The organism is Algoriphagus faecimaris (assembly GCF_900101705.1).
GTDB classification, from domain to species: Bacteria; Bacteroidota; Bacteroidia; order Cytophagales; family Cyclobacteriaceae; genus Algoriphagus; species Algoriphagus faecimaris.
Window position 1 is genome coordinate 25,485 of sequence record NZ_FNAC01000033.1, and the last position, 21,518, is coordinate 47,002.

The 21,518-nt window shown below is 40.5% G+C and carries 19 protein-coding genes; 15 read left to right on the forward strand and 4 right to left on the reverse strand.

Going from position 1 to position 21,518, the window contains the following annotated elements:
* Positions 1-38: 38 nt before the first annotated feature.
* Positions 39-989 carry an arginase gene (locus BLQ57_RS15370; protein ID WP_087940469.1) on the reverse strand — a complete coding sequence of 317 codons (951 nt, stop codon included), beginning with the start codon at positions 987-989 and terminating at the stop codon, positions 39-41.
* A gap of 228 nt (positions 990-1,217) precedes the next feature.
* On the opposite strand from BLQ57_RS15370, the gene BLQ57_RS15375 reads away from it, so the two are divergent.
* From BLQ57_RS15375 to BLQ57_RS15385, 3 genes are all read left to right on the forward strand, one after another.
* Positions 1,218-2,612, forward strand: a complete 1,395-nt coding sequence (locus BLQ57_RS15375) for an arginine decarboxylase (protein WP_087940444.1) — start codon at positions 1,218-1,220, stop codon at positions 2,610-2,612.
* 252 nt (positions 2,613-2,864) lie between these two features.
* Positions 2,865-4,832 carry a hypothetical protein gene (locus tag BLQ57_RS15380; RefSeq protein ID WP_087940443.1) on the forward strand — a complete coding sequence of 656 codons (1,968 nt, stop codon included), beginning with the start codon at positions 2,865-2,867 and terminating at the stop codon, positions 4,830-4,832.
* Positions 4,829-5,653: a DUF2490 domain-containing protein gene (locus BLQ57_RS15385; RefSeq protein WP_139162756.1), complete on the forward strand. Its 825-nt coding sequence runs from the start codon at positions 4,829-4,831 to the stop codon at positions 5,651-5,653. Before BLQ57_RS15380 ends, BLQ57_RS15385 begins: the two co-directional genes overlap by 4 nt.
* Here BLQ57_RS15385 and BLQ57_RS15390 read toward each other — a convergent pair.
* Complete coding sequence (locus BLQ57_RS15390; protein ID WP_087940441.1) at positions 5,650-6,012, reverse strand: diacylglycerol kinase; 363 nt, start codon at positions 6,010-6,012, stop codon at positions 5,650-5,652. The genes BLQ57_RS15385 and BLQ57_RS15390 overlap by 4 nt on opposite strands.
* Positions 6,013-6,128: 116 nt before the next feature.
* Entirely contained in the window at positions 6,129-7,247 is a 1,119-nt protein-coding gene (locus BLQ57_RS15395; RefSeq protein WP_087940440.1) for an alanine racemase, read from the reverse strand.
* A 194-nt stretch (positions 7,248-7,441) separates the two neighbouring features.
* On the opposite strand from BLQ57_RS15395, the gene BLQ57_RS15400 reads away from it, so the two are divergent.
* The 6 genes from BLQ57_RS15400 (at position 7,442) to BLQ57_RS15425 (ending at position 15,563) form a co-directional block, all read left to right on the forward strand.
* Complete coding sequence (locus BLQ57_RS15400) at positions 7,442-8,224, forward strand: MlaE family ABC transporter permease (protein ID WP_240507843.1); 783 nt, start codon at positions 7,442-7,444, stop codon at positions 8,222-8,224.
* A gap of 1 nt (position 8,225) precedes the next feature.
* On the forward strand, positions 8,226-8,966 hold the full coding sequence (locus BLQ57_RS15405; RefSeq protein ID WP_087940439.1) for an ABC transporter ATP-binding protein: 741 nt from the start codon (positions 8,226-8,228) through the stop codon (positions 8,964-8,966).
* A 2-nt stretch (positions 8,967-8,968) separates the two neighbouring features.
* Positions 8,969-9,946, forward strand: coding sequence for an MlaD family protein (locus BLQ57_RS15410; protein ID WP_087940438.1), 978 nt, complete (start codon positions 8,969-8,971; stop codon positions 9,944-9,946).
* 292 nt (positions 9,947-10,238) lie between these two features.
* Positions 10,239-12,863 carry an alanine--tRNA ligase gene (gene alaS, locus BLQ57_RS15415; protein WP_087940437.1) on the forward strand — a complete coding sequence of 875 codons (2,625 nt, stop codon included), beginning with the start codon at positions 10,239-10,241 and terminating at the stop codon, positions 12,861-12,863.
* 18 nt (positions 12,864-12,881) lie between these two features.
* Positions 12,882-14,342: an Asp-tRNA(Asn)/Glu-tRNA(Gln) amidotransferase subunit GatB gene (gene gatB / locus BLQ57_RS15420; protein WP_087940436.1), complete on the forward strand. Its 1,461-nt coding sequence runs from the start codon at positions 12,882-12,884 to the stop codon at positions 14,340-14,342.
* 105 nt (positions 14,343-14,447) lie between these two features.
* A complete protein-coding gene (locus BLQ57_RS15425) occupies positions 14,448-15,563 on the forward strand; it encodes a TlpA disulfide reductase family protein (protein ID WP_087940435.1) in 1,116 nt (371 codons plus the stop codon).
* Positions 15,564-15,945: 382 nt separating this feature from the next.
* On the opposite strand, the gene proC is transcribed toward BLQ57_RS15425, so the two are convergent.
* Positions 15,946-16,749, reverse strand: a complete 804-nt coding sequence (gene proC, locus BLQ57_RS15435; protein ID WP_087940467.1) for a pyrroline-5-carboxylate reductase — start codon at positions 16,747-16,749, stop codon at positions 15,946-15,948.
* 159 nt (positions 16,750-16,908) lie between these two features.
* Here proC and BLQ57_RS15440 point away from each other — a divergent pair, with 159 nt between their 5' ends.
* The 6 genes from BLQ57_RS15440 (at position 16,909) to rfbB (ending at position 21,470) form a co-directional block, all read left to right on the forward strand.
* The gene (locus BLQ57_RS15440) at positions 16,909-17,328 is read left to right on the forward strand and encodes a hypothetical protein (protein WP_087940433.1); all 420 of its coding nucleotides are present in this window, start codon (positions 16,909-16,911) and stop codon (positions 17,326-17,328) included.
* Position 17,329: 1 nt separating this feature from the next.
* On the forward strand, positions 17,330-17,791 hold the full coding sequence (locus tag BLQ57_RS15445) for a hypothetical protein (protein WP_139162757.1): 462 nt from the start codon (positions 17,330-17,332) through the stop codon (positions 17,789-17,791).
* Positions 17,788-17,988 (forward strand): helix-turn-helix transcriptional regulator, encoded by a 201-nt coding sequence (locus BLQ57_RS15450; protein WP_087940431.1) that lies wholly within the window; start codon positions 17,788-17,790, stop codon positions 17,986-17,988. Before BLQ57_RS15445 ends, BLQ57_RS15450 begins: the two co-directional genes overlap by 4 nt.
* 170 nt (positions 17,989-18,158) lie before the next feature.
* Complete coding sequence (locus tag BLQ57_RS15455) at positions 18,159-19,325, forward strand: glycosyltransferase family 4 protein (RefSeq protein ID WP_087940430.1); 1,167 nt, start codon at positions 18,159-18,161, stop codon at positions 19,323-19,325.
* Between the two features lie 38 nt (positions 19,326-19,363).
* Positions 19,364-20,428 (forward strand): NAD-dependent epimerase, encoded by a 1,065-nt coding sequence (locus tag BLQ57_RS15460; protein ID WP_087940429.1) that lies wholly within the window; start codon positions 19,364-19,366, stop codon positions 20,426-20,428.
* Positions 20,421-21,470: a dTDP-glucose 4,6-dehydratase gene (gene rfbB, locus BLQ57_RS15465; protein WP_087940428.1), complete on the forward strand. Its 1,050-nt coding sequence runs from the start codon at positions 20,421-20,423 to the stop codon at positions 21,468-21,470. Before BLQ57_RS15460 ends, rfbB begins: the two co-directional genes overlap by 8 nt.
* The last annotated feature ends 48 nt before the right edge of the window (positions 21,471-21,518 follow it).

Genomic DNA, 21,518 nt, shown 5'->3' on the forward strand with positions numbered 1-21,518 from the left:
ATGATTTTTACTTGATCATTAGGAGTGTATTTTTCGAATTAGAAGTGATCTACAAGTGATTTGGTAGTGATTTCAAGTACCTCAAATGCAGCTTCAGCCATGGTGTTTTCAGTGTCTAAGGTAGGATTGACTTCTACTATTTCCCAACAGCACACCCGCTTGTCTTTGATTAATTCTGCATTGAGGGTGATTGCCTCTTCCACAGTGAGTCCGTCCGGTACAGGTGTGCCAGTGCCTACAGAGATGGAGGTATCTAAACTATCCACATCAAAGGAGATGTAGATTTGATCACAGTCTTTTAAAATTTCTAAGGTCTGGGCTGCAATTTTGGAAATCCCTTGCTCCCTTACTTCCTGTGTTTTAAAATTTCTGATTCCGTATTTTTCCATTAAAAAATCCTCAGGAGCTTCCGTGTCTCTTACGGATATAAATACAATATCCTTTGGGTTGATTTTTGGTTGGTCACCACCGATTCGCTTGATTCTTTCCCAATAAGTAAGTGTCTCTTCTGAGGGTTCGTTGACTTTGGACTCCAAATTATCCAAATGAGAAACCATCGCTAAGGGCATTCCGTGCATATTGCCGGATGGAGTAGTAAAGGGAGTGTGTAAATCTGCATGGGCGTCAATCCAAATGATGCCCAAGCGTTTATCCGGGTCAGCGGCTTTGATTCCCATGATGGTACCCGCTGCTGTGCTATGGTCTCCGGCTAGGACGATGGGGAATTTTCTGTCCAGTCTGAGGGATTCGATGGTAGAATAGACGTTTTTTAATACCTGATAAACTCCATCAATGTACTTGGCATTTGGATACTTATTGCCTTTCCAGAGGTAATTGTTGGCGTCTTGGACATTGATCGGGTCAAACTGCGTGAAGAAATCTGATTTTTTGTCCAAGCTGGCGATCTTCAAGGCATCTATTCCCAAGCTAGCTCCTCGTGTGCCTGCGGCGAGTTCTGAGCGAACCTCAACCAATTTAATATCTCTCATAAGCATAAAAGTAATTTGGGTGTAATTTTTAGAGTGCGCAAAAGTAGCTAAAAAGCCCCATTTATCCATTTTTTTAAACTTCAGAAATTCATTTCCTTTCCTAGGAATAGGTGATTTTAATCCCTTAATTCTCCAAACAAGAGGAACCTTTGAGGGGATTTTTAGTATTTGATTTGATATCCAATTAGAAAAAGCAATTTTTGTAAAGAAATCTATAAAACAGGGCAAATGAACCGATATATTGATCTAATTCAACAGACTTTTGACTTTCCTACCAAAGAATTTCATGTGGAAAACAATGAATTGTTTTTCAACGGAGTGAATCTCATGGAAATCATTCAAACCTACGGCACACCGCTAAAGCTCACGTACTTGCCCAAGATTTCTGAGAGTATTCAAAATGCCAAGACTTATTTTAATAATGCCATTCAGACGCATAACTACCAAGGGAAATATACTTACTGCTACTGCACTAAATCTTCCCATTTTAGTTTTGTATTGGATGAGGCACTGAAGAATGATATTCATATCGAAACTTCCTCCACATTTGATATTCCATTGGTCAGAAGTCTTTATGCCAAAGGCAAAATCACCAAGGACACTTACATTGTTTGCAATGGTTTTAAGCGTGAAAAATACAAGCAATACATTGCCGAATTGCTCAATGACGGTTTCAAAAACTGTGTTCCTATTCTGGATAATTTGACTGAAATCGATTATTACCTTGAGCATGTCAAAGTGCCTTTTCAAGTAGGGATAAGAATAGCCGCAGATGAAGAACCTAAATTTGGATTTTACACCTCAAGGCTAGGGGTAAGGTACAATGATATCATTCGTCTCTTCGAGGAAAAAATCAAGGATAATCCTCAGGTAAGCTTGAAAATGCTTCATTTCTTCATCAATTCGGGGATAAGAGATACTGCCTATTATTGGTCCGAATTGACGCGCTTTATTCAAAAATACGTGGACCTTAAGAAAATAGCCCCAAGTCTCGATACGATGGATATTGGAGGCGGTTGGCCCATTAAAACCAATGTGTTTTTTGACTATGACTACCAATACATGGCAGATCAAATCGTCAAAAATATCAAATGGATGTGTGCTAAAAACAACACGACCGAACCGAATATCTTTACCGAATTTGGTAGCTATACCGTCGGGGAAAGTGGAGCGGTCCTGTATTCTGTGTTAGAAGAGAAGCTCCAAAATGACAAAGAGCTCTGGTACATGATCGATGGCTCTTTTATCACTCAATTGCCAGATAGCTGGGGTCTCAATCAAAAGTACATCATGCTGGCTGTCAACAATTGGGAAGAAGAGTATCATAACATTTCTCTCGGAGGCCTGACTTGTGACAGCATGGACTATTACAACTCCGAAGCGCATCAGTTTAATATTTATCTTCCCAAAGTAGAAAAAGGAAAAACGCAATACATTGGATTTTTCCATACGGGAGCTTATCAAGAATCCCTTGGTGGATATGGAGGAATTCAACATTGTTTGATACCTGCACCCAAGCATGTATTGATAGATAGAGATGAGACGGGTAAGATTACCCATCGTCTTTTTGCTGAGGATCAGACTGAGGAGAATATGCTTAAGACGCTGGGCTATACTTCTTAAAGGACATTAGGCTGTCTCTTGAGGTGTTAGGAAATGCCTAGGAGATAGCCATTATTGATTTTTACAAAATTTAGGACAAAAAATTTTACATCATAAATTTTCCTGTCGGACAAATTTTATTTGGTTTCCTATGTGGGTAAACCTAGTGGCTGATTGCAACAATCGATTGCGTCTAAAACAATATTCGAGCTGCTTAATTTATTGACAAAAAGCCAATTATTGTTTGGCAGGTAATTTGGACATTAAGCAATTATGAAACAGTTTTTCCTGGCATTGAGCCTGAGTTTTTTCTTAATTCAATTAAGTGAAGCGCAGGAATCAAAAAATTATAAAGGTGGCTATACCTTCAATAATCTTCGGGGAATTGGAGATTTTGATTATTACCTGACCGATGAAAACGAGCCTGTTCTGAATGGTAAATTTCTTTTTGAGTACAAGAAGCTGGATAGTCTGTCCAAAACAAATTTTTTGAAATTGGAAGTAGAAGGAAACTTCAAGGCCTACCAAAAGGATCAAAACTGGAAATACAAAAAGTCCGCTCACCGGGTAAGGATAGAGGACATTGTAGAAAGAACCATTCAGGCTGATTTAGATACGCGCTTGATAGATTTGACGGCTCAGTATCAGGAGGGAAAGCTCGAGGGTCGATGGGATTACATGGAGAAAAAATGGGAACAGGATACATTTGTTGATGTTTTCAAAACCAATACATTACGATTTGATGATGACAAATTGATCGGGGAGGTACGCTTTGAAAGCGCAGAGCAGGGAAATGCCTATCAAATTTTTGGTCAACTAGATGAAAAAGGCTTGATGGATGGAAATTGGGATTTCTTTTACACCGCAGATCAAATTCCTATTCATGAGACCCGTCGCTACGAAAGCGGATTTTTGATTGGACTATCCAAAGTCAATAGCCTGACCAATGAAAAAATAGATGAAGTAGTCTTTTTTAATGCCATCGAAAAACTGGACTCTCTCAATCAGGGGTTTGAAGTAGATTACTCAGTTTCCGAGGAGTTTTTTGGTTTGACGTTCAATGATGGCTTTGCTGAGACAAGCGAAGAGTTCCAAGAGCAATATCGAGGTACTTATCTCTTGGAAGATGCCTTGTTGAGGATTTTGCAGTTTGAGCAGGAGACTTTTGTGGAAAGTGACGAATTGATTAAGTCCCCGATCTCCACTCGTCGATTTGCCTATGAGGTAAGCGAAGAAGATGAAAAGCGCTATCAACAAATTATTTTGCTTTTTGATGAACTGAAAGATGAAGCTAACCGCAAAAGCAGAATAGATTTTCTATCTCTCAATCAAAATACCTCGGATTCTCTCTCGTATGGTTTGGCCTATTTCGAGTATTTAAGGGACAAACTATCAAAGTTTGACCGAGTTATGGATTTGTTGCGAAGTGAAGACATTCGGTTTTATGATCCTAGTAATTATCTCCGGGACGGCCTGGACTTTCTGGATGAAAGCGAGGAGATTAATTACAGCTTTAGAGGGAATTTGAAGACAAAAGTGTTGGATTTTTCAGAAGTAGAAAAAGTCAATATGCTAGGGGAGGATTTGCTCAATTACCTAAAGCAGGAATACGCCCTTTTTGAAGATCTCAATGGTTTCATTAGCATTCAACAGCAGTCTTTCAGACAAGATAAGGATCTGGAAGCTTTGGAGTCTAGGGTGTTGAGCGAAAAAGGACTGATCGATAGTGTCAAATCTTCCCTTCCAATTCGAGACGAAGCTAATGAGACTTTGGTTAACGCTTTTTATGAAAATCTCGCAGTACAGCAATACCAATCGCTTCTTGATGAATACAATCAAACCGAAGAATTTTTGGAAAAAGCCAACAAAGGTGATGAACTCATCGAGCTACTACAATTTGTACGCACAAGGTTGCCGGAACTGTCGAAATATAGCTCAATGGGGGAAAGGTTGAAAAGCAGGTTCACTGAAAAGACGCTAGATCCCTTCACTTTTGAGACGGAGTTTGAGGTATTGCGACAGGCTGTTTTAGTCGAATCGGCTCAGCGCATCTTAGCTTATGAGCTGCAAGAGATCAAGCAGACCACCGACTTTAATCTAGTCAGAGCGAGACTGTTGACCTTGGATGAATTAGAAAACCGACTTTTGGAACTCCAAGGCAGAAATACGAAACGCCTGGAGCGGAATCTAAATCAGTCCGCCGGAGATATTAATCAACTCAAAAAATTGCTATCACTGTGAGATTAAAGGATATTAAAATACTTTGTTTTTCCTTGTTGTTCATGATGGCAATGAGTAGTGGGTTTGCGCAAGACTCCTCCAATAATGGGGACGAAGATCAGCGAATTACCTCGAGAAGATCTGAGCTTTGGAATGGATTGTACACGAAGTATCGGGTGGGAGAGAAGCTCTATTACTACGGTGAATATCATGTGAGGACTCGGGATCAGCTTGTGCAGAATATGGCACAGATTTACTTGAGGTTTGGGATGAGTTATATCATCAATAAAAACCTGGAAATCACAGGGGGTATCGTGACACCATTTTATTGGGCTCCGCCGGAGTATCAAAATCAGGAAAAAGAATATGATAATATCGTCAATCAGTTCAGGTTTTGGCAGCAAGCTTTATTCATCCAACCTTTGGGGAGAGCAAAAATATATCATCAGATCAGAACCGAACAGCGTTGGAGAAGAGATTATTTCGTAGACTCACCTTTTGAGCTGACGTATAGATGGAGATATAAGATAGCTTCCTATATTCCAATCAATTCACCCAAACTTCAGAAAGGAACTTATTTTCTCTCTGTTTACAATGAGGTATTTGTCCAAACTGGTAAAACAGTTATCCGAAATCCCTTTGAGGATAATCGATCTTTTATTGGTTTAGGTTATATCTTGAATGAGAACATTCAGTTTCAGGCAGGATATGCTAAGAGCTTTCAGCAAAGAGAATCCGGTATCAATTACAACAATCGAGATTTGATCAGATTCTCGGTCTATCACAATTTGGATTTTACAAAAAAGAAAACCCCTCCCGTAGATTTCCAGCCTGTGTTTTAAATAAAAATGTAGGGAATGTAGATCAAGCAAGCAATTATAAAAGCGGTAAATACAGCAAAGGTCACCGCTCCTGAAGCTATATCCTTGATGAGGCCAATTTTGGAGTGAAAATCCGGATGGATAAAATCACAGACTTTTTCCACTGCTGTGTTGAGACTTTCGATGGCTAAGACAAGTCCTATAGCCAAAACCTGCAGCGCCCACTCAAATCGATCGATTTGGAAATAAAATCCCAAAATAGTAAACCCAAAGGCAAAAATAACTTGAGTGATGATGGAGTTTTCATTTCGAATCAGCCAGAAAAAACCTTTTAAGGCATAAACGATACTTTTGATTCGACCAAGAATAAAACTGGACATGAGAATAATTTTTGTCAAAAATAGAAATAAACGGCATTGCCGAAAGGAATAAAAAATTCCCTTCCTCGAGTGAAGAAGGGAAAATTGAACCAGAAATGAATCTGCACTATGGTATTTTATTTGTCAGCATGAGATCCTTCACAGTGGTCTATGATTTTCCCGTCAAGACTCAAATATCCCCCCATGGCATCCGCAGTCATACAGGAGTGTACAGGAAGAATTCCCAGCAATTGACCTACTTCTGCAACATTCATTAAAGCGTCTGAGGCTTTGATGATTCCGTGTTCCTGTGAGATACTTTTTAGATAGGATCTGTTTTGTACTTCCGGAATTTCCCATCCGCTTTCGTTGAGATAAACTACTTCGCCAAAATTGTTTGAGCCATCTGCCTCTAAGAGTACATCTTTTGCCAAGTGCACTCCCCCTCCGTGTACTAAAATTTCATTTCTTTCACGATTGATATCAACGATAGGGACTGCAAGAGCAACAGCAATGTCGGATTTATCACAGCCACCAAGTTTTTCTTGCATCAAATCATAAAAGACGAAGTTACCGGGGCCCATTTCATCGATTTCACCAAAATCCTCCATCACTGCACAGCCTGGTGTGTCTCCTGTCCGAGTAAGTAGGAGGGGGTACTCGGTACTATATTTATTTTTTAGCATTTCGAGCGCATTGCGCGTTTGCTCATAGAGCGCTGGAATATCGGGCATGTAGTAGGAGTGCCCTGCATGAAGATAAAAACCTTTAAAATTAAGCTTATCGGACTTTTTTGCGATCAGAAGGATTTCTTCGATTAAGCCAAAATCAGCGACAGAAACACCAGTACGACCATATCCTGCATCGATCTCTATAAAAAATTCTACAGGGACAGCCAATTCATCCACCAAACGCTGGGCAGTCACTGGATTGATTACCTGAACGGAAATGGATTGATCGGTTGCTATTTTATTCAGGCGAGGGATTTCTCGTACGTTAAATGGAAAAGCAATATGGATGGTTGACCACCCTTGCCCACTGAGGTATTCCGCCATTTTGATGGAGGAAGTAGAAATTTCAGTGATACCATAGTCTTTTGCCCATTCTCCGATCATTCGGGATTGGGCAGTTTTCCAGTGAGGGGCTAGGTTTAGACCATGGCGTTTGGCCTTTTCTGCCATTCGTTGAATATTGGCTCTACAAATTTTTTCGTCTATCAGTAAGGTAGGTGAGGTAATAGAGGATAGGTAATCCATTTTGGTGGTTTTAGGTTTTGATTGAAAACTAAAAATAGGAAATTCTCCCGAAGGCCTAATAAAATTCGATTTTTCCTGAAGAAATAGAGCGGGATATAGAGGGCATTAAATTATAAAAATCATGATTTTAATCAGCGTAATTGGTGATATCTGCTCCTGACAAATTCAAAGATTCTTTCAATCTTGTATCACAGATGAAAACTGATCCTATGCTGTTCAAATCAGAAAGTCCATTTTTACGCGAAGTCGGAGAGATTGCGAGGTTTACCGGACGGTTTTTCCGCGAGGTAGTCAAGCCTAAGCAGGAGTGGGAGGAGTTTGTCAACCAATGCTACTGGGTAGGATATAAGTCCTTGACCTTGGTGGGGATCACTGCATTTATCATGGGGCTGGTGCTGACGATTCAATCTCGACCTACCTTGGTAGAGTTTGGTGCCGCTTCGCTTTTGCCTTCTATGGTTTCGGTTTCCTTGGTTAGGGAGATTTCTCCCGTCATCACGGCTCTGATATGTGCGGGGAAAATCGGTTCGGGTATGGGCGCAGAATTGGGGTCGATGCGGGTGACTGAGCAGATCGATGCCATGGAAGTGTCCGGTACCAATCCCTTCAAATATTTGGTAGTCACCAGAGTTTTGGCTTCTACCTTGATGGTTCCGGTTTTATCAAGTCTTGCCATTGCCATTTCTATTTATGGTGGATACTTGGGAGTGAATATTCGGGGACAAGTCAGCTGGTCCTTGTATTGGCATCAGGCTTATGATGCTTTGAGTTATGGAGATTTCATACCTGCCTTTATCAAGACATTTTTCTTTGGCTTTGCCATTGGCATCATAGGTACCTACAAAGGCTATACCTCTCAAAAAGGTACAGAGGGAGTAGGGAGATCAGCTACTACTGCTGTGATAGTAGCTTCTCTCCTGGTATTCGTGATTGATCTGCTAGCTGTTCAATTGATGGATTTATTAGGCCTGACTTGATATGAATAAGGAAGCAGCCATCATTACGGTCGATCATCTGAGCAAGGCTTTTGGAAGCAATGTAGTACTGACGGATTTTTCTATGGAACTGAATCCTGGAGAAAATCTTGTAATCCTAGGGAAATCAGGATCCGGTAAATCGGTTTTGATCAAATGTATCATCAATTTGATAGCGCCTGATCAGGGAAAAATCAGGGTCTTAGGGAAAGATATCAGTGAACTCGACCAAGAAGAAATGGATAAACTTAGAGCAGATATTGGTTTTCTCTTTCAAAGCAATGCCCTCTATGACTCTATGACGGTGCGACAAAATCTGGAGTTTCCACTTCGCAGGCATTGGACTGAAGAGGAGCGGGAAAAAAATGCCAAGAATGCAGTAACCGAAGCTTTGGAAGATGTTGGGCTGGCTCATACGCTAAACATGATGCCTTCGGAATTGTCGGGAGGTATGCGAAAGCGGGTGGCTTTGGCGAGGACCTTGATTCTAAAGCCAAAAGTAATTCTTTATGATGAGCCTACGACCGGTCTTGACCCCATCACTGCACGAGAAATAAGCAATTTGATCGTGAAGATTCAAAAAAAATATCAAACTGCCTCCATTATCATATCCCATGATATGAACTGCATTCGCATCACTTCCAATCGGGTAATTATGCTGATCGAGGGAAAAAATTATGCGAGTGATACCTTAGAAAATTTAAAGCAAAATCCGGATCCAAAAATCCGTGAATTCTTCGATTGATTATGAAAAAGGAAAAACAAATAGCAAATGCAAAACTAGGGTTCATGGTGCTGGCGGGTCTGGTATTTTTGGTTTTTTCGCTCTACATGATAGGGAAAAATCAAAATATTTTCGGGACCTCCTTTCGGATTTATGCTGATATAGAAAATGTAAATGGACTCCTTCCCGGCAACAATGTGCGTTTTCGCGGAATGGATGTAGGAACAGTCTCAGCAATGGATATGCTCAATGAGGAAACGATTCGTGTAGAAATGCTCATTCATAAATCCAAACGAGAATTTATCAAGAAGAATTATCAAACATCGATTAGTACGGATGGATTGATGGGTAATAAAGTTCTGCAAATTTTAGTGGTAGAAGGAAGTGCATCGGTGGTAGAAGAGGGCGATGTCCTACTACCGGCTACAGCCTCCGGCACTGATCAGATCCTAGAAAAGCTTGAGACCTCTGGAGAATACTTGGAGAAATCCCTGATTAACCTGGCTGAAATCACCGAAAAACTAAATACCAATGTCGTCCTGTGGGAATTATTGGGGGATGAGGAACTCGCCCTTTCCATCAAATCGGCTGTTGGAGAGTTTAGAGCAGCGGGCGAAGCGGCCAAGGGAATGACAAAGGTCGGTGAGTCTATGATGAAAGAATTCGAAGCAGGAGAAGGCTTAGTTTCTCGACTTTTCACGGATACCAGCATGGTCAATTCGCTTCAAGTATCTCTAGATGCGATACAGGTCAGTAGTCTGCGGGCAGATGCTATGGTTGCAGATCTGGGTCAAGTCGTAAGTAATTTAGAACAAGGAAAAGGTGCTGTGGGAATGGCACTAAATGATTCTACTTTTCAATCCCAAGTCTCGGAGACTATTGTTGAATTGATGGAAAGTGCTCAGAAGCTGAATGAGAACCTCGAGGCTTTACAGCACAATTTTCTATTCAGAAGATATTTCAAGAAAAAAGCCAAAGAAGAAGAGAATCAAGAGCTTTGAGCAATGAGGAAAGCTTAAGCTATCGGAGGAGTATTTGAGGGATTTTTGAAGGGAAAATACCAAATGCTTGCGATGAAGCCCGCCATTTCTACTAATTTTGTCACCCGATGAAATCGACACGATTAAAATCATCATTAAACACACAGGGCAATGATTATATTAATCGTCAAAGATTCCATAGCCTGCCCCGACTATTCGGGGTGACCTTTAAAATTCAATTATAAACACATGAAAAAGGCCCATTTTTGTGCCTTAATTAGCCAAATTATTCAATATTCGAAGTCATATCTTCATGGAAGCAAAACAAATCCGGAGTACATTCATATCCTTTTTCCAGTCTAAGCAGCATCAATTTGTCCCTTCAGCACCCATCGTGGTCAAAAATGACCCCACTTTAATGTTTACCAATGCGGGGATGAATCAGTTCAAAGATGCCTTCTTGGGTAATGAAACGGCAAAATTTTCTCGAGTAGCCAACTCTCAAAAATGTCTTCGAGTCAGCGGTAAGCACAACGACCTGGAGGAAGTAGGGGTAGATACCTATCACCATACCATGTTTGAAATGCTGGGGAATTGGTCCTTTGGAGATTATTTTAAAAAAGACGCCATTGCCTGGGCTTGGGAGCTTTTGACTGAAGTATATAAACTCCCCAAAGACCGATTGTACGTTTCCGTTTTTGAAGGGGATTCAATTGATCAATTAAGTATGGATCAGGAGGCTTTTGACTTTTGGAAAGCAATCGTTCCTGAGGATAGAATCATCATGGGGTCTAAAAAGGATAATTTTTGGGAAATGGGAGACACTGGACCCTGTGGACCCTGCTCTGAAATCCACATTGACCTTCGTTCGGATGAGGAGCGTGCTACGGTCCCTGGGAAAGACCTAGTCAATCAGGACCATCCCCAAGTGATCGAAATCTGGAACTTGGTTTTTATGCAGTTTAATCGTCTTTCCGACGGAAGCTTAAAGGAACTGCCGGCTAAGCATGTGGATACAGGAATGGGTTTTGAGCGACTGGTGAGAGCGATCCAATTCAAATCCTCCAATTACGACACGGATTTGTTCACCCCATTTATCCAAGAACTCGAAAAAAAATCAGGAAAAGAGTATGGGAAAGAAGAGCAGACTGATATTGCATTTCGTGTCATTGTGGATCATATCAGGGCGATTTCTTTTACTATTGCTGACGGACAATTGCCATCAAATAATAAGGCCGGGTATGTCATTAGAAGGATACTGAGAAGAGCGGTTCGTTATGGCTATACCTTCTTAGGTTTTAAGGAGCCGTTTTTATATGAGTTAGTGCCCATGATTTCGGCCAATTTTGGAGAGATTTTTCCAGAGGTGAAGCAGCAGGCAGAGTTTATTTCCAAAGTGATTCAGGAAGAGGAGACTTCCTTTTTGCGCACGCTGGACAACGGTCTGAAAATGCTTGACTCCATTAAGACAGAACTGACAGCTAATGGTGAAAAAATCATTTCTGGCAGGACTGCTTTCGAACTTTATGATACCTATGGCTTTCCATTGGATTTGACTTCACTGATCGCTAGAGAAAGCGGCTTTTCCTTAGATGAAAAAGGCTTTGCTTTAGAAATGGAGAAGCAAAAAAACCGGTCTCGAGCCGCTTCAGAATCAGAAACTGGAGATTGGGTCTTCGTTCATGAAGATGATGGAGTAGAATTTATCGGTTATGATTTTCTGGAATCCTTCTCCCATATTATCAAGTACAGGGTCGTTAAGGATAAAAAAGGAGATAAGTTTCAGCTGGTCTTGGACAAGACACCTTTCTATGCCGAGAGCGGTGGACAGGTAGGAGATACTGGCTGGCTGATTTCGGAGAGTGAAAAAATCCGCGTCGTCGACACCAAAAAGGAAAATGATCTAATTGTTCATTTTGTAGAGAAGCTACCCAAAAACCCGGAATTCAGATTCTCGGCAGAGGTAGATCGGGAAAAAAGGCAATTGACCATGAATAATCATACGGCAACCCACTTGCTCCAATCGGCTCTGCGGGAAGTACTTGGAGATCATATTCAGCAGCGAGGTTCTTTGGTGAATAATCAAGTCCTTCGATTTGACTTTTCTCACTTCAGCAAAATGACAGAGGAGGAGATCATACGAGTGGAGGAGATAGTCAATGCTAAAATCCGTGAGAACATTCCCTTGATGGAGCAGCGTAATGTGCCGATAGAGGAGGCAAAGAAAATGGGTGCCACGGCATTATTTGGTGAAAAATACGGGGACTATGTGCGTGTCATCACTTTTGATAAGGATTTTTCTGTAGAGCTTTGTGGAGGCACACATGTTCCATATACTTCTCAGATCGGTATTTTCAAGATTGTCTCGGAAGGCTCTGTAGCATCTGGAGTTCGGAGGATAGAGGCGATTACGGCGATGGCTGCTGAGAATTATCTCAGAGAGCAGGAGCAAATGCTAAAGGAGATCAAGGATTTGTTAAAGAATCCAAAAGACCTGCGGAAAGCTGTAGAAAATTTGTTGGGAGAGAGGAATGAGCTGAAGAGAGAAATCGAAGCACTTCATTTAGAAAAAGCTTCTTCGGTTAAAAAAGAGCTGCTCCAAGAAGTGATATCAAAAGATGGGATCCAACTACTCATTGCAAAGGTAGAACTTCCACATGCAGATGCTTTGAAAAAACTGGCTTACGAATTGAAGAATGAATTGGAAAAAGCATTTGTGATTTTGGCAGCCAATATTGGGGAGAAGCCTCAGATAGCTGTCATTTTAGATGAGGAATTGATCGCTTCAAAAAGTCTGAATGCCGGTCAAATTGTACGTGAATTGGCTAAGGAAATCCAAGGAGGGGGAGGTGGACAGGCTTTCTTTGCTACTGCAGGAGGAAAAAACCTACAAGGACTCGACAGCGTCATTACCAAGGCTAAAGAACTGTACCTTTAAAGAAAGAATCAAACGCTAATGATCAGCGAGCAAATAAAAGATAAATATCAATTAGTGATCGGTCTGGAAGTTCATGCCCAATTGCAGACTAAAAGTAAAATGTTTGCGGCAGATGCTACGGAATACGGTAATCATCCCAATGCTCAGGTATCGGTAATTACCTTAGGTCATCCGGGGACTTTACCCAAAGTGAATAAAAAAGCGGTAGAGTATGCCGTGAAAATGGGCTTGGCATGTAATTCAGAAATTACTAGGCTGAATATTTTTTCCCGTAAGAATTATTTCTATCCGGATTTGCCAAAAGGCTATCAGATCACCCAAGACAAAGGCCCTATCTGTGTGGGTGGAACTGTTCCGATCAGGCTCGAAGATGGAAGTAGCAGAGCTGTTTTGCTAAACCGGGTTCATATGGAGGAGGATGCCGGCAAATCAATTCACTTGGAGGGAGAGACAGATACGCTGGTAGATTTTAATAGAGCGGGTACGCCTTTAATAGAAATAGTGACTGAGCCAGATTTGAGAACCTCTGAGGAAGCTTACGCTTTTTTGGCGGAGATCAAGAAATTGGTGAAGTATTTGGAAATCTGTGACGGTAATATGGAAGAAGGATCGCTTCGATGCGATGCCAATGTGTCTGTGATGTTGAAGGGAGCCAAAGAATACGGTAAAAAGGTGGAGGTTAAAAACATGAATTCGTTCCGAAATGTGGTCAGAGCAATTGATCATGAGCATGAGCGGATTATCGAATTGCTTGAAAAGGGAGAGGACGTCATTTCCGAAACCAGAACCTTCGATGCCGATACTGGAACTACCTCTAGTATGCGAACCAAGGAGGATTTAAATGATTACCGCTATTTTCCCGAACCGGATCTCAGTCCTATCATGATCTCGGAGGAATGGCTCAATTCGATACGTGTATCTATGCCACAGCTGCCTAGGGAGCTGTATTCCAAGTTTGTTGATAAATACGGTCTTCCATCCTATGATGCCGGTTTTTTGACAGAATCCAAAGAGATAGCCCTATGGTTTGAGGAGCTTTGTGCTTTGACATCCAATTATAAAGCTGCCTCCAATTGGATGATGGGGCCGATTAAATCCCATTTGAATGAGCGAAATAGTGGTATTGAAGATTTACCACTAACTCCCAAAGATTTGGTTGATTTGATCCAATTGGTAGAAGAAGGAAAAGTGAGCTTCTCTGCTGCTTCGCAAAGTGTTTTTCCTGAAATGCTTCAATCCAGTCAAGAAAGCCCTTTGATAATCGCCAAGCGTTTGAATATTATTCAAGAGAGTGATGAATCTTCTCTCAGACCGATAGTAGAGCAGGTTTTGGAACAAAATCAATCCAAAGTAGCCGAATATCGCTCTGGTAAAAAGGGGCTGATGGGTATGTTTATGGGTCAGGTGATGAAACTGTCTCAAGGAAAAGCCGATCCCAAAGTAGCGACAAAGCTTATTAGGGAATTATTAGAAAATTAAATTTAGCTGAACTCAAAAGATGCACAAAAAGGTGATTTTGAGTTTTGCTCTATTCTCAGTCCGCTGATTGTCGGACTAAAAAAGCCAATAATAAATCATAAATACATGAAATACTCAATGTTTGGAATTTGGACGTTAGCCCTTTTTACCTTTTTTTCTTGTGGGAATACAAGTACGCAGGAAGATGATGGTAAGGTAGAAATTAAAGGTCAATTGGTCAATGCTCCGAGTGGTGTGGTGATTTTATCACAATTCACAGACAGTCGGCCCAAAGTACTTGATACCTTATCAGTGAATGATTCGGGAGAGTTTAGCTACGAATTGGAGGTGGATACGCCCACTTTCTATGAGCTCAATCTTTATGGGCAGCGCTCGGTGAGATTGGCATTGCTTGATGAAGATGTGGAGGTTTCATATGACTTCAACTCTCCTTCAAGTCTGTCCATCGAAGGTTCTCAGGATAGCAAGGAGATGCTGAAATTAGAGACCCTGATGAATGAATATCAGGTTCAAGTCAATAACCTCAATGAAGCTTATTATGAAGCCATGGGTAATAATGACAGTGAAAAGATAAAAGAAATCCAATCACAGGCTTTATTGCTCGAGTCCAGTCAGGCTGATCGGGTCAAAGAAACAATTAACAGTATGGGGGATAGTTTTGCTGCTTTGGCTGCAATCGGTCTACTCAATCCCAAAAATGATTTTCCATTTTTGGATGAGCTTGTAGAGCGACTCAATGAGAACTACCCCGGTACGATAGCCATACTTCAAATGAAGCAGCAATTGGATGAGATGAGAGCGTTGTCTGTAGGTCAGCCGGCGCCTGAGATAGAGCTTCCCAATCCTGATGGAGAAATCATCAAACTTTCTGATTTGCGAGGTAAATATGTTCTGATTGACTTTTGGGCAGCATGGTGTAAGCCCTGCCGTGTAGAAAATCCCAATGTGGTCAGGTTGTATAATCAATACAAGGATAAAGGATTTGAAGTTTTTGGAGTGTCTTTAGACCGAACCAAAGAGGATTGGGTGAAAGCCATAGCAGATGATGGTTTGACTTGGCCTCAAGTATCAGATCTTAAATATTTCAATTCCGAGGCAGCAGAGACTTATCAGATTCAAGCTATTCCAGCGACTTATATGATTGATCCGGATGGGAAAATCATTGCAAAAGATTTGAGAGGGCCTAGTTTGGAAAATAAACTGGCCGAGCTCTTCGATTAATTTCCAAATTCATAAAAAGAAAAAAACCTGTCTCTATCGGAGGCAGGTTTTTTTTTGAGCAGAAGTCAAACAGAAAAGGAAGGATTAAAAGTACCAAACAATCCTTCCTTTAAAAATCGTGTCATCGAAAAAGGAATAGCAAAAGTTGTTTATCACCCGAGACAAAACTAATGAAAATATTCAAAATAAAAACAAGCTTAAAATAATTTCATTTTTACTAAATAGTATTTTACTAGTAAAGGATTGTATAAAAACAGTTTTTTGTAATTGAAAAAGCCCTTTCTGATTAATTTGAGGGCATGCCTTCGAAAAAAGAATTTTGAAAAAAAAGCAAAAAAATACCGATCTGAGTGATCGGTTAAACACTGTTTTGAGTTTTAGGCTATTTTTCAATTTTTTCATAGCTGGCAATTACTCCTCTAACCATTGCCGAACTGAACCCTTGATGCTCCATCTCATTTAAGCCCACAATAGTACATCCCTTCGGTGTCGTGACCTTATCTATAGCTTCCTCCGGATGCATATTTTTCTGAATCATCAATTCAGCTGCACCTTTTACCGTTTGGTTGACGATTTTACTTGCGGTAGCGGCATCAAATCCAATTTGAATCCCACCTTGGATCATGGCCCGCATAAAGCGCAGCACATAAGCGATTCCGCATGCGCCTAGAACCGTAGCCGCTTCCATTAGATTTTCATCGATAGGAATCGTAAAACCTACGGCATCAAATAATTCCTGAATCAAAGTTACTTGAGACAGGTCAGCATTTTGTGAGCATATACAGGTAATGGACTCTTGAATATCCGCTGCAATATTGGGCATTGCCCTGAATGTGGTGGATTCTTTATCAATCACCTCAAAAATCTCTTCCAGGCTCACCCCTGTGGCCAATGATATTATGATTTGTTTTTTTGGGTCTAACTCGGGCTTAATTTCCTTGAGAATCGGAGTAATGTTGAATGGTTTTACTCCTAAAATCAAGATATCGGCGTATTTGGCTGCCTGTAGATTATCATTGTGAACATGCACTCCCTGAGCTTCATATTCTGACAGTGCTTGGGTATTACGCTTCGTCAGTGTGAGGTTTGAGGCTTGGAAACCCTTCATCTGAAGAAGACCATTTGCTATGGATGTTCCAAGGTTGCCGCAACCGATGATGGCAATTTTTTGATCGAATAGGTTCAAAATTTTCAATTTTTTGTGGATGGGTTAAATAAAGGTAAATAAAAGTGAGCTTTTATTAAAGAATTTAAAAATGGGTAGAGGTCTAGATGTAATTTTTTTGCATAAATATTTTGACATAATATCAAGTTTGTTTTACATTTAGTAAAAATTATTTGACGTATGAAAACTGATTCCCTTTTTATTGTACCCTTATTTGAGCCCGCTTGGAAAAGAATAGCCTTGATCTTTTTTCCACTGCCAGTACTATTGGTGATTGGATTAGGGATTTCCAATCCGGAATTTGACCCCAATGATGTAGCTCAGATCATTTATGGTTTTTGGGCGATAGCCTTTGCTATACTGAACTTGACGAGGGAAAAAGTCGAGGATGAAATGATTCAGATGATGCGTCTAAAAGCTTTCCAAACCGGATTTTTTTGGCTGATATGGGGCATGGGAGCATTGATGCTAATCAATTATGTTCGTTTTGAGCGCTTTACTTCTGAGATGTTTACTGCCTATTTGATCCTTTTTCTTCTAAATGTCTACATCTATGCAGCTTTCCGATTACAGCTTTATCTTACCAAAAATGACAAATAATATGAACAGTTTTATATCTAAGATTCTACTTCCTCATCGGTTCCATTGGATAGGTTGGGCACTATTTATTCCGTCTGCTATTCTGGCCTTATTGACTTTAAGTTTCGAGTTTGAGTTTGAATGGCTCGAACTAGCCAATGTTCGCACACCGGAATTGTTTGTAAATGCCGATGAAAATTTTACCAATGAACTGGCTGTGGTGCTATTATTCCTCAGCTTGTTTTTTGTAGCCTTTTCTAAGGAAAAGAAAGAAGATGAGTACATCCAAAAAATCCGTTTGGATTCCATTCTATTCGCTTGCTATGGCTATTTTATTTTAAATATCATTGGAGCCTTATTGTTTTATGGCTTGGATTACTTTGCCTTCATTCTATTCAACATGTATTCTATTCCTGTTTTGTTTATTCTCCGGTTTCGATGGATTATGTTTAAGCAAGGTCAATCTTTGGGAGTTTTTGCATGAAAAATCTAATCAAAGTAGAACGGGCTCGCCATAATCTGACACAGCAGGATTTGGCAGATAGAGTGCAGGTATCTCGCCAAACCATAAATTCTATCGAAGCGGGAAAATACGTCCCTTCTACGGTTTTAGCTCTCAAAATTGCCAGAGTTTTCGGAGTCGCATTAGAAGCGGTTTTTGAATTGGAAGAAGGGGATTAAAATCAATTGAATTTTGAATAAATTGAGTTGATCCATTCAAAATCGGCATGATTTTGTCACTTTTTGGCCTTCATGAAAATTGAGTTCAGGAATATTGTTTGAGAGCTGCTTTTAAATAAGCTCAAAACCCCTGAATCTTGTACCTTTGCGTTTTTAGAAGAAAATTGCTGATGCCAAAAATAATCCGAATAACTACCGTTCCGCTTTCCTTAAAACTTTTGCTAGCCGGGCAAATGCACTTTTTGAAAAAAAAATCTTGGGATGTGATCATGGTAAGTGCAGATGGGAGAGAAGTAGAATCTATCAAGAAGTCCGAAAAAGTAAGGTATGAAATCATTCCTTTCACCAGGAAAATTACACCTTTTCAAGATTTACTATGCATCTGGAAGCTCTTTCAGCTTTTCAAAAAAGAGCAGCCTGATATCGTTCATACTCATACTCCCAAAGCTGGGCTTTTGGGGATGATAGCTGCTAATTTGGCAGGTGTTCCGATTAGGATACATACACTTGCGGGTATTCCTGCCATGGCAGCCAACGGAAGAAAGAAGGGACTTTTGGAGCAGGCTGAAAAGTGGACTTATTCTAATGCCACTCATATTTGGCCTAATTCACAGGGATTAAAGGACTTTGTCCTAGAGCAGAAACTTTGTGAAGCTTCTAAACTGCAAGTGATTGGAAAAGGGTCTTCCAATGGTGTGGATTTGGAAAAATACAACAGAAGCGCACTCAAAGAAAATCACCTTGTGGCTGCTACCATGCGGATTCTGCCTGGAGAGGATGAATACTTAATTTTAACGGTAGGTCGTCTGGTAAAAGATAAAGGAATAGAAGAACTGGTCGAAGCATTTCTGGGCTCTAAGATAGTGCAGCATTCCAAATTGATTTTGTTGGGAGCCTTTGAGCAGGAGTTAAATCCACTTAATCCGGAAACGATTCAGACTATTCAGGATCATCCTAAAATCGTTCAGATCGATTGGTCTGATCATGTCGCTCATTACATGGCTTTGGCAGATGTCCTAGTGCATCCTTCTCATCGTGAAGGATTTCCAAATGTGCTCTTGGAGGCAGGAGCGATGCAATTGCCTGTGATTTGCTCCAATATAATTGGAAATATAGATCTGATTTCCCAGCAGAAAACAGGATTGATTTTTCCTGTCAAGAATGTAGAAGTCTTGCGCGAAGCCTTAGAGTTTGCCTTTGTGAAGAGAGACCACATGATCCAATTAGCAGATAACCTTTATCAGGAGGTCGTACGGCATTATGATCGTAAATTTTTGCAGCAAGCTATTTTTTCTAAATATCAAGAGCTATTGTCACCTCCTAAAACCAATGAATAACTTATATTTGGTCGATTAATTATGCTGCTTTTTCCCTTATGAAATATCTCGTTACCGGTACGGCCGGTTTTATAGGTTTCCACGTAGCCCAAAAGCTTCTTGAAAGAGGAGAAGAGGTCGTGGGACTTGATATCGTGAATGATTACTATGATATCGATCTTAAATTTGACCGATTGGCCCATATGGGGATTGGAAATGAGGCAAAAGAGTTTAATCAACTAGTGCAATCTACCTCAATACCGTCTTATAAATTTATAAGATTGGACTTGGCAAAGAAGGAATCTTTATTAAGTCTTTTCGAAAAGGAAAAGTTTGATGTCGTAATTCATCTGGCTGCTCAGGCCGGTGTTCGCTATTCTTTATCTCATCCTGAAGTCTATATCGAAAGTAATATTATCGCTTTTTTGAATATACTGGAGTCTTGTCGCTTCCATCCTGTAAAGCACCTCGTCTATGCGAGTTCTAGCTCAGTATATGGAAGTAATGAAAAGATGCCCTTTTCTACTTCTGATAGTGTGGATCATCCGATTTCACTTTATGCGGCATCCAAAAAGTCTAACGAGCTGATGGCGCATACCTATAGTCACTTGTTTGGAATCCCGACTACCGGCTTACGCTTTTTTACTGTGTATGGGCCGTGGGGAAGACCCGATATGGCGCTTTTTCTCTTTACCGAAGCTATCTTGAATGACAAACCGATTGATGTTTTCAACTATGGCAAAATGAAAAGAGATTTTACCTTTATCGATGATATCGTAGAGGGTGTACTCAAAGTAGCCGATCATCCTGCTCAGCCTAATAAGGACTTTGATCCGCAAAACCCTGATCCGGGAAGTGGAAAAGTACCTTTTAAAATTTACAATATTGGAAACTCATCTCCTGTTTTATTGATGGATTACATTAAAGCGGTGGAAAATGGCTTGGGCAAAAAAGCACAAATGAATCTTTTGCCACTTCAGCCTGGTGATGTACCTGCATCCCATGCAGATGTAGAAGACCTGGTGAGGGATGTGGGCTACAAACCCAATACTAAAATAGAAGATGGAGTTAGAGCTTTTACCGATTGGTATTTATCCTATTATAATAGAAAAGTCGATGAGTAAATCAATTTTAATCACTGGAGGAGCCGGTTTTATCGGTTGCCATGTAGTCAAACTTTTTGTAGAAAAGTACTCGCAATACAAAATCGTCAATTTAGATGCATTGACTTATGCGGGAAATCTAGAAAACCTCAAATCTGTAGAGGGGAAGGAAAATTATTTCTTCGAAAAAGTGGATATTCAGGATGCTGAGGACTTACAATTGGTGTTTGATAAGCATAAGATTAGTGATGTGATTCATTTGGCAGCAGAGTCTCATGTGGATCGATCTATTTCGGACCCTTTGGCTTTTGTCAAAACCAATGTAGTCGGTACGGTGAATCTCTTGAATGTAGCTAAAAAGTACTGGGAGGGAGAATTAGATGAGCACCTATTCTATCATGTTTCAACTGATGAGGTGTATGGTTCTCTGCATGATGGAGGTTTTTTCTTGGAGACTACAGCTTACGATCCGCAGTCACCCTATTCAGCATCTAAAGCAGCCTCTGATCATTTTGTTCGGGCCTATGCCAACACCTATGGCATGAGAACGGTAGTGTCCAATTGTTCCAACAATTATGGTCCCAATCATTTTCCCGAGAAATTGATCCCCCTGTGCATCAACAATATTAAAAATAATAAACCATTGCCAGTTTATGGAAAGGGTGAGAATGTGCGGGACTGGCTTTTTGTAAAAGATCATGCACGGGCTATTGATACGGTATTTCACCAAGGGAAAGCAGGAGAAACGTATAATATAGGCGGCTTTAATGAATGGAAAAATATTGATATTGTCCGCTTGCTCTGTAAAAAAATGGATGAGAAGCTAGGAAGACCACCCGGAACATCCGAGAAGCTGATCACTTTTGTAAAGGATCGGGCTGGACATGATTTGCGCTATGCGATTGATGCGACTAAAATCCAACAGGAATTGGGCTGGGAGCCAAGTCTTCAGTTTGAAGAAGGAATAGAGTTGACTATAGATTGGTATTTGGCAAATGAGGACTGGCTTGACCATGTGACCTCCGGTGCCTATCAGGATTATTACAAAGAACATTACGAGTAAGTAAAAGGAGGCTGCCTTAAAATGGCTTCTATATTCAGCCTTATAGCC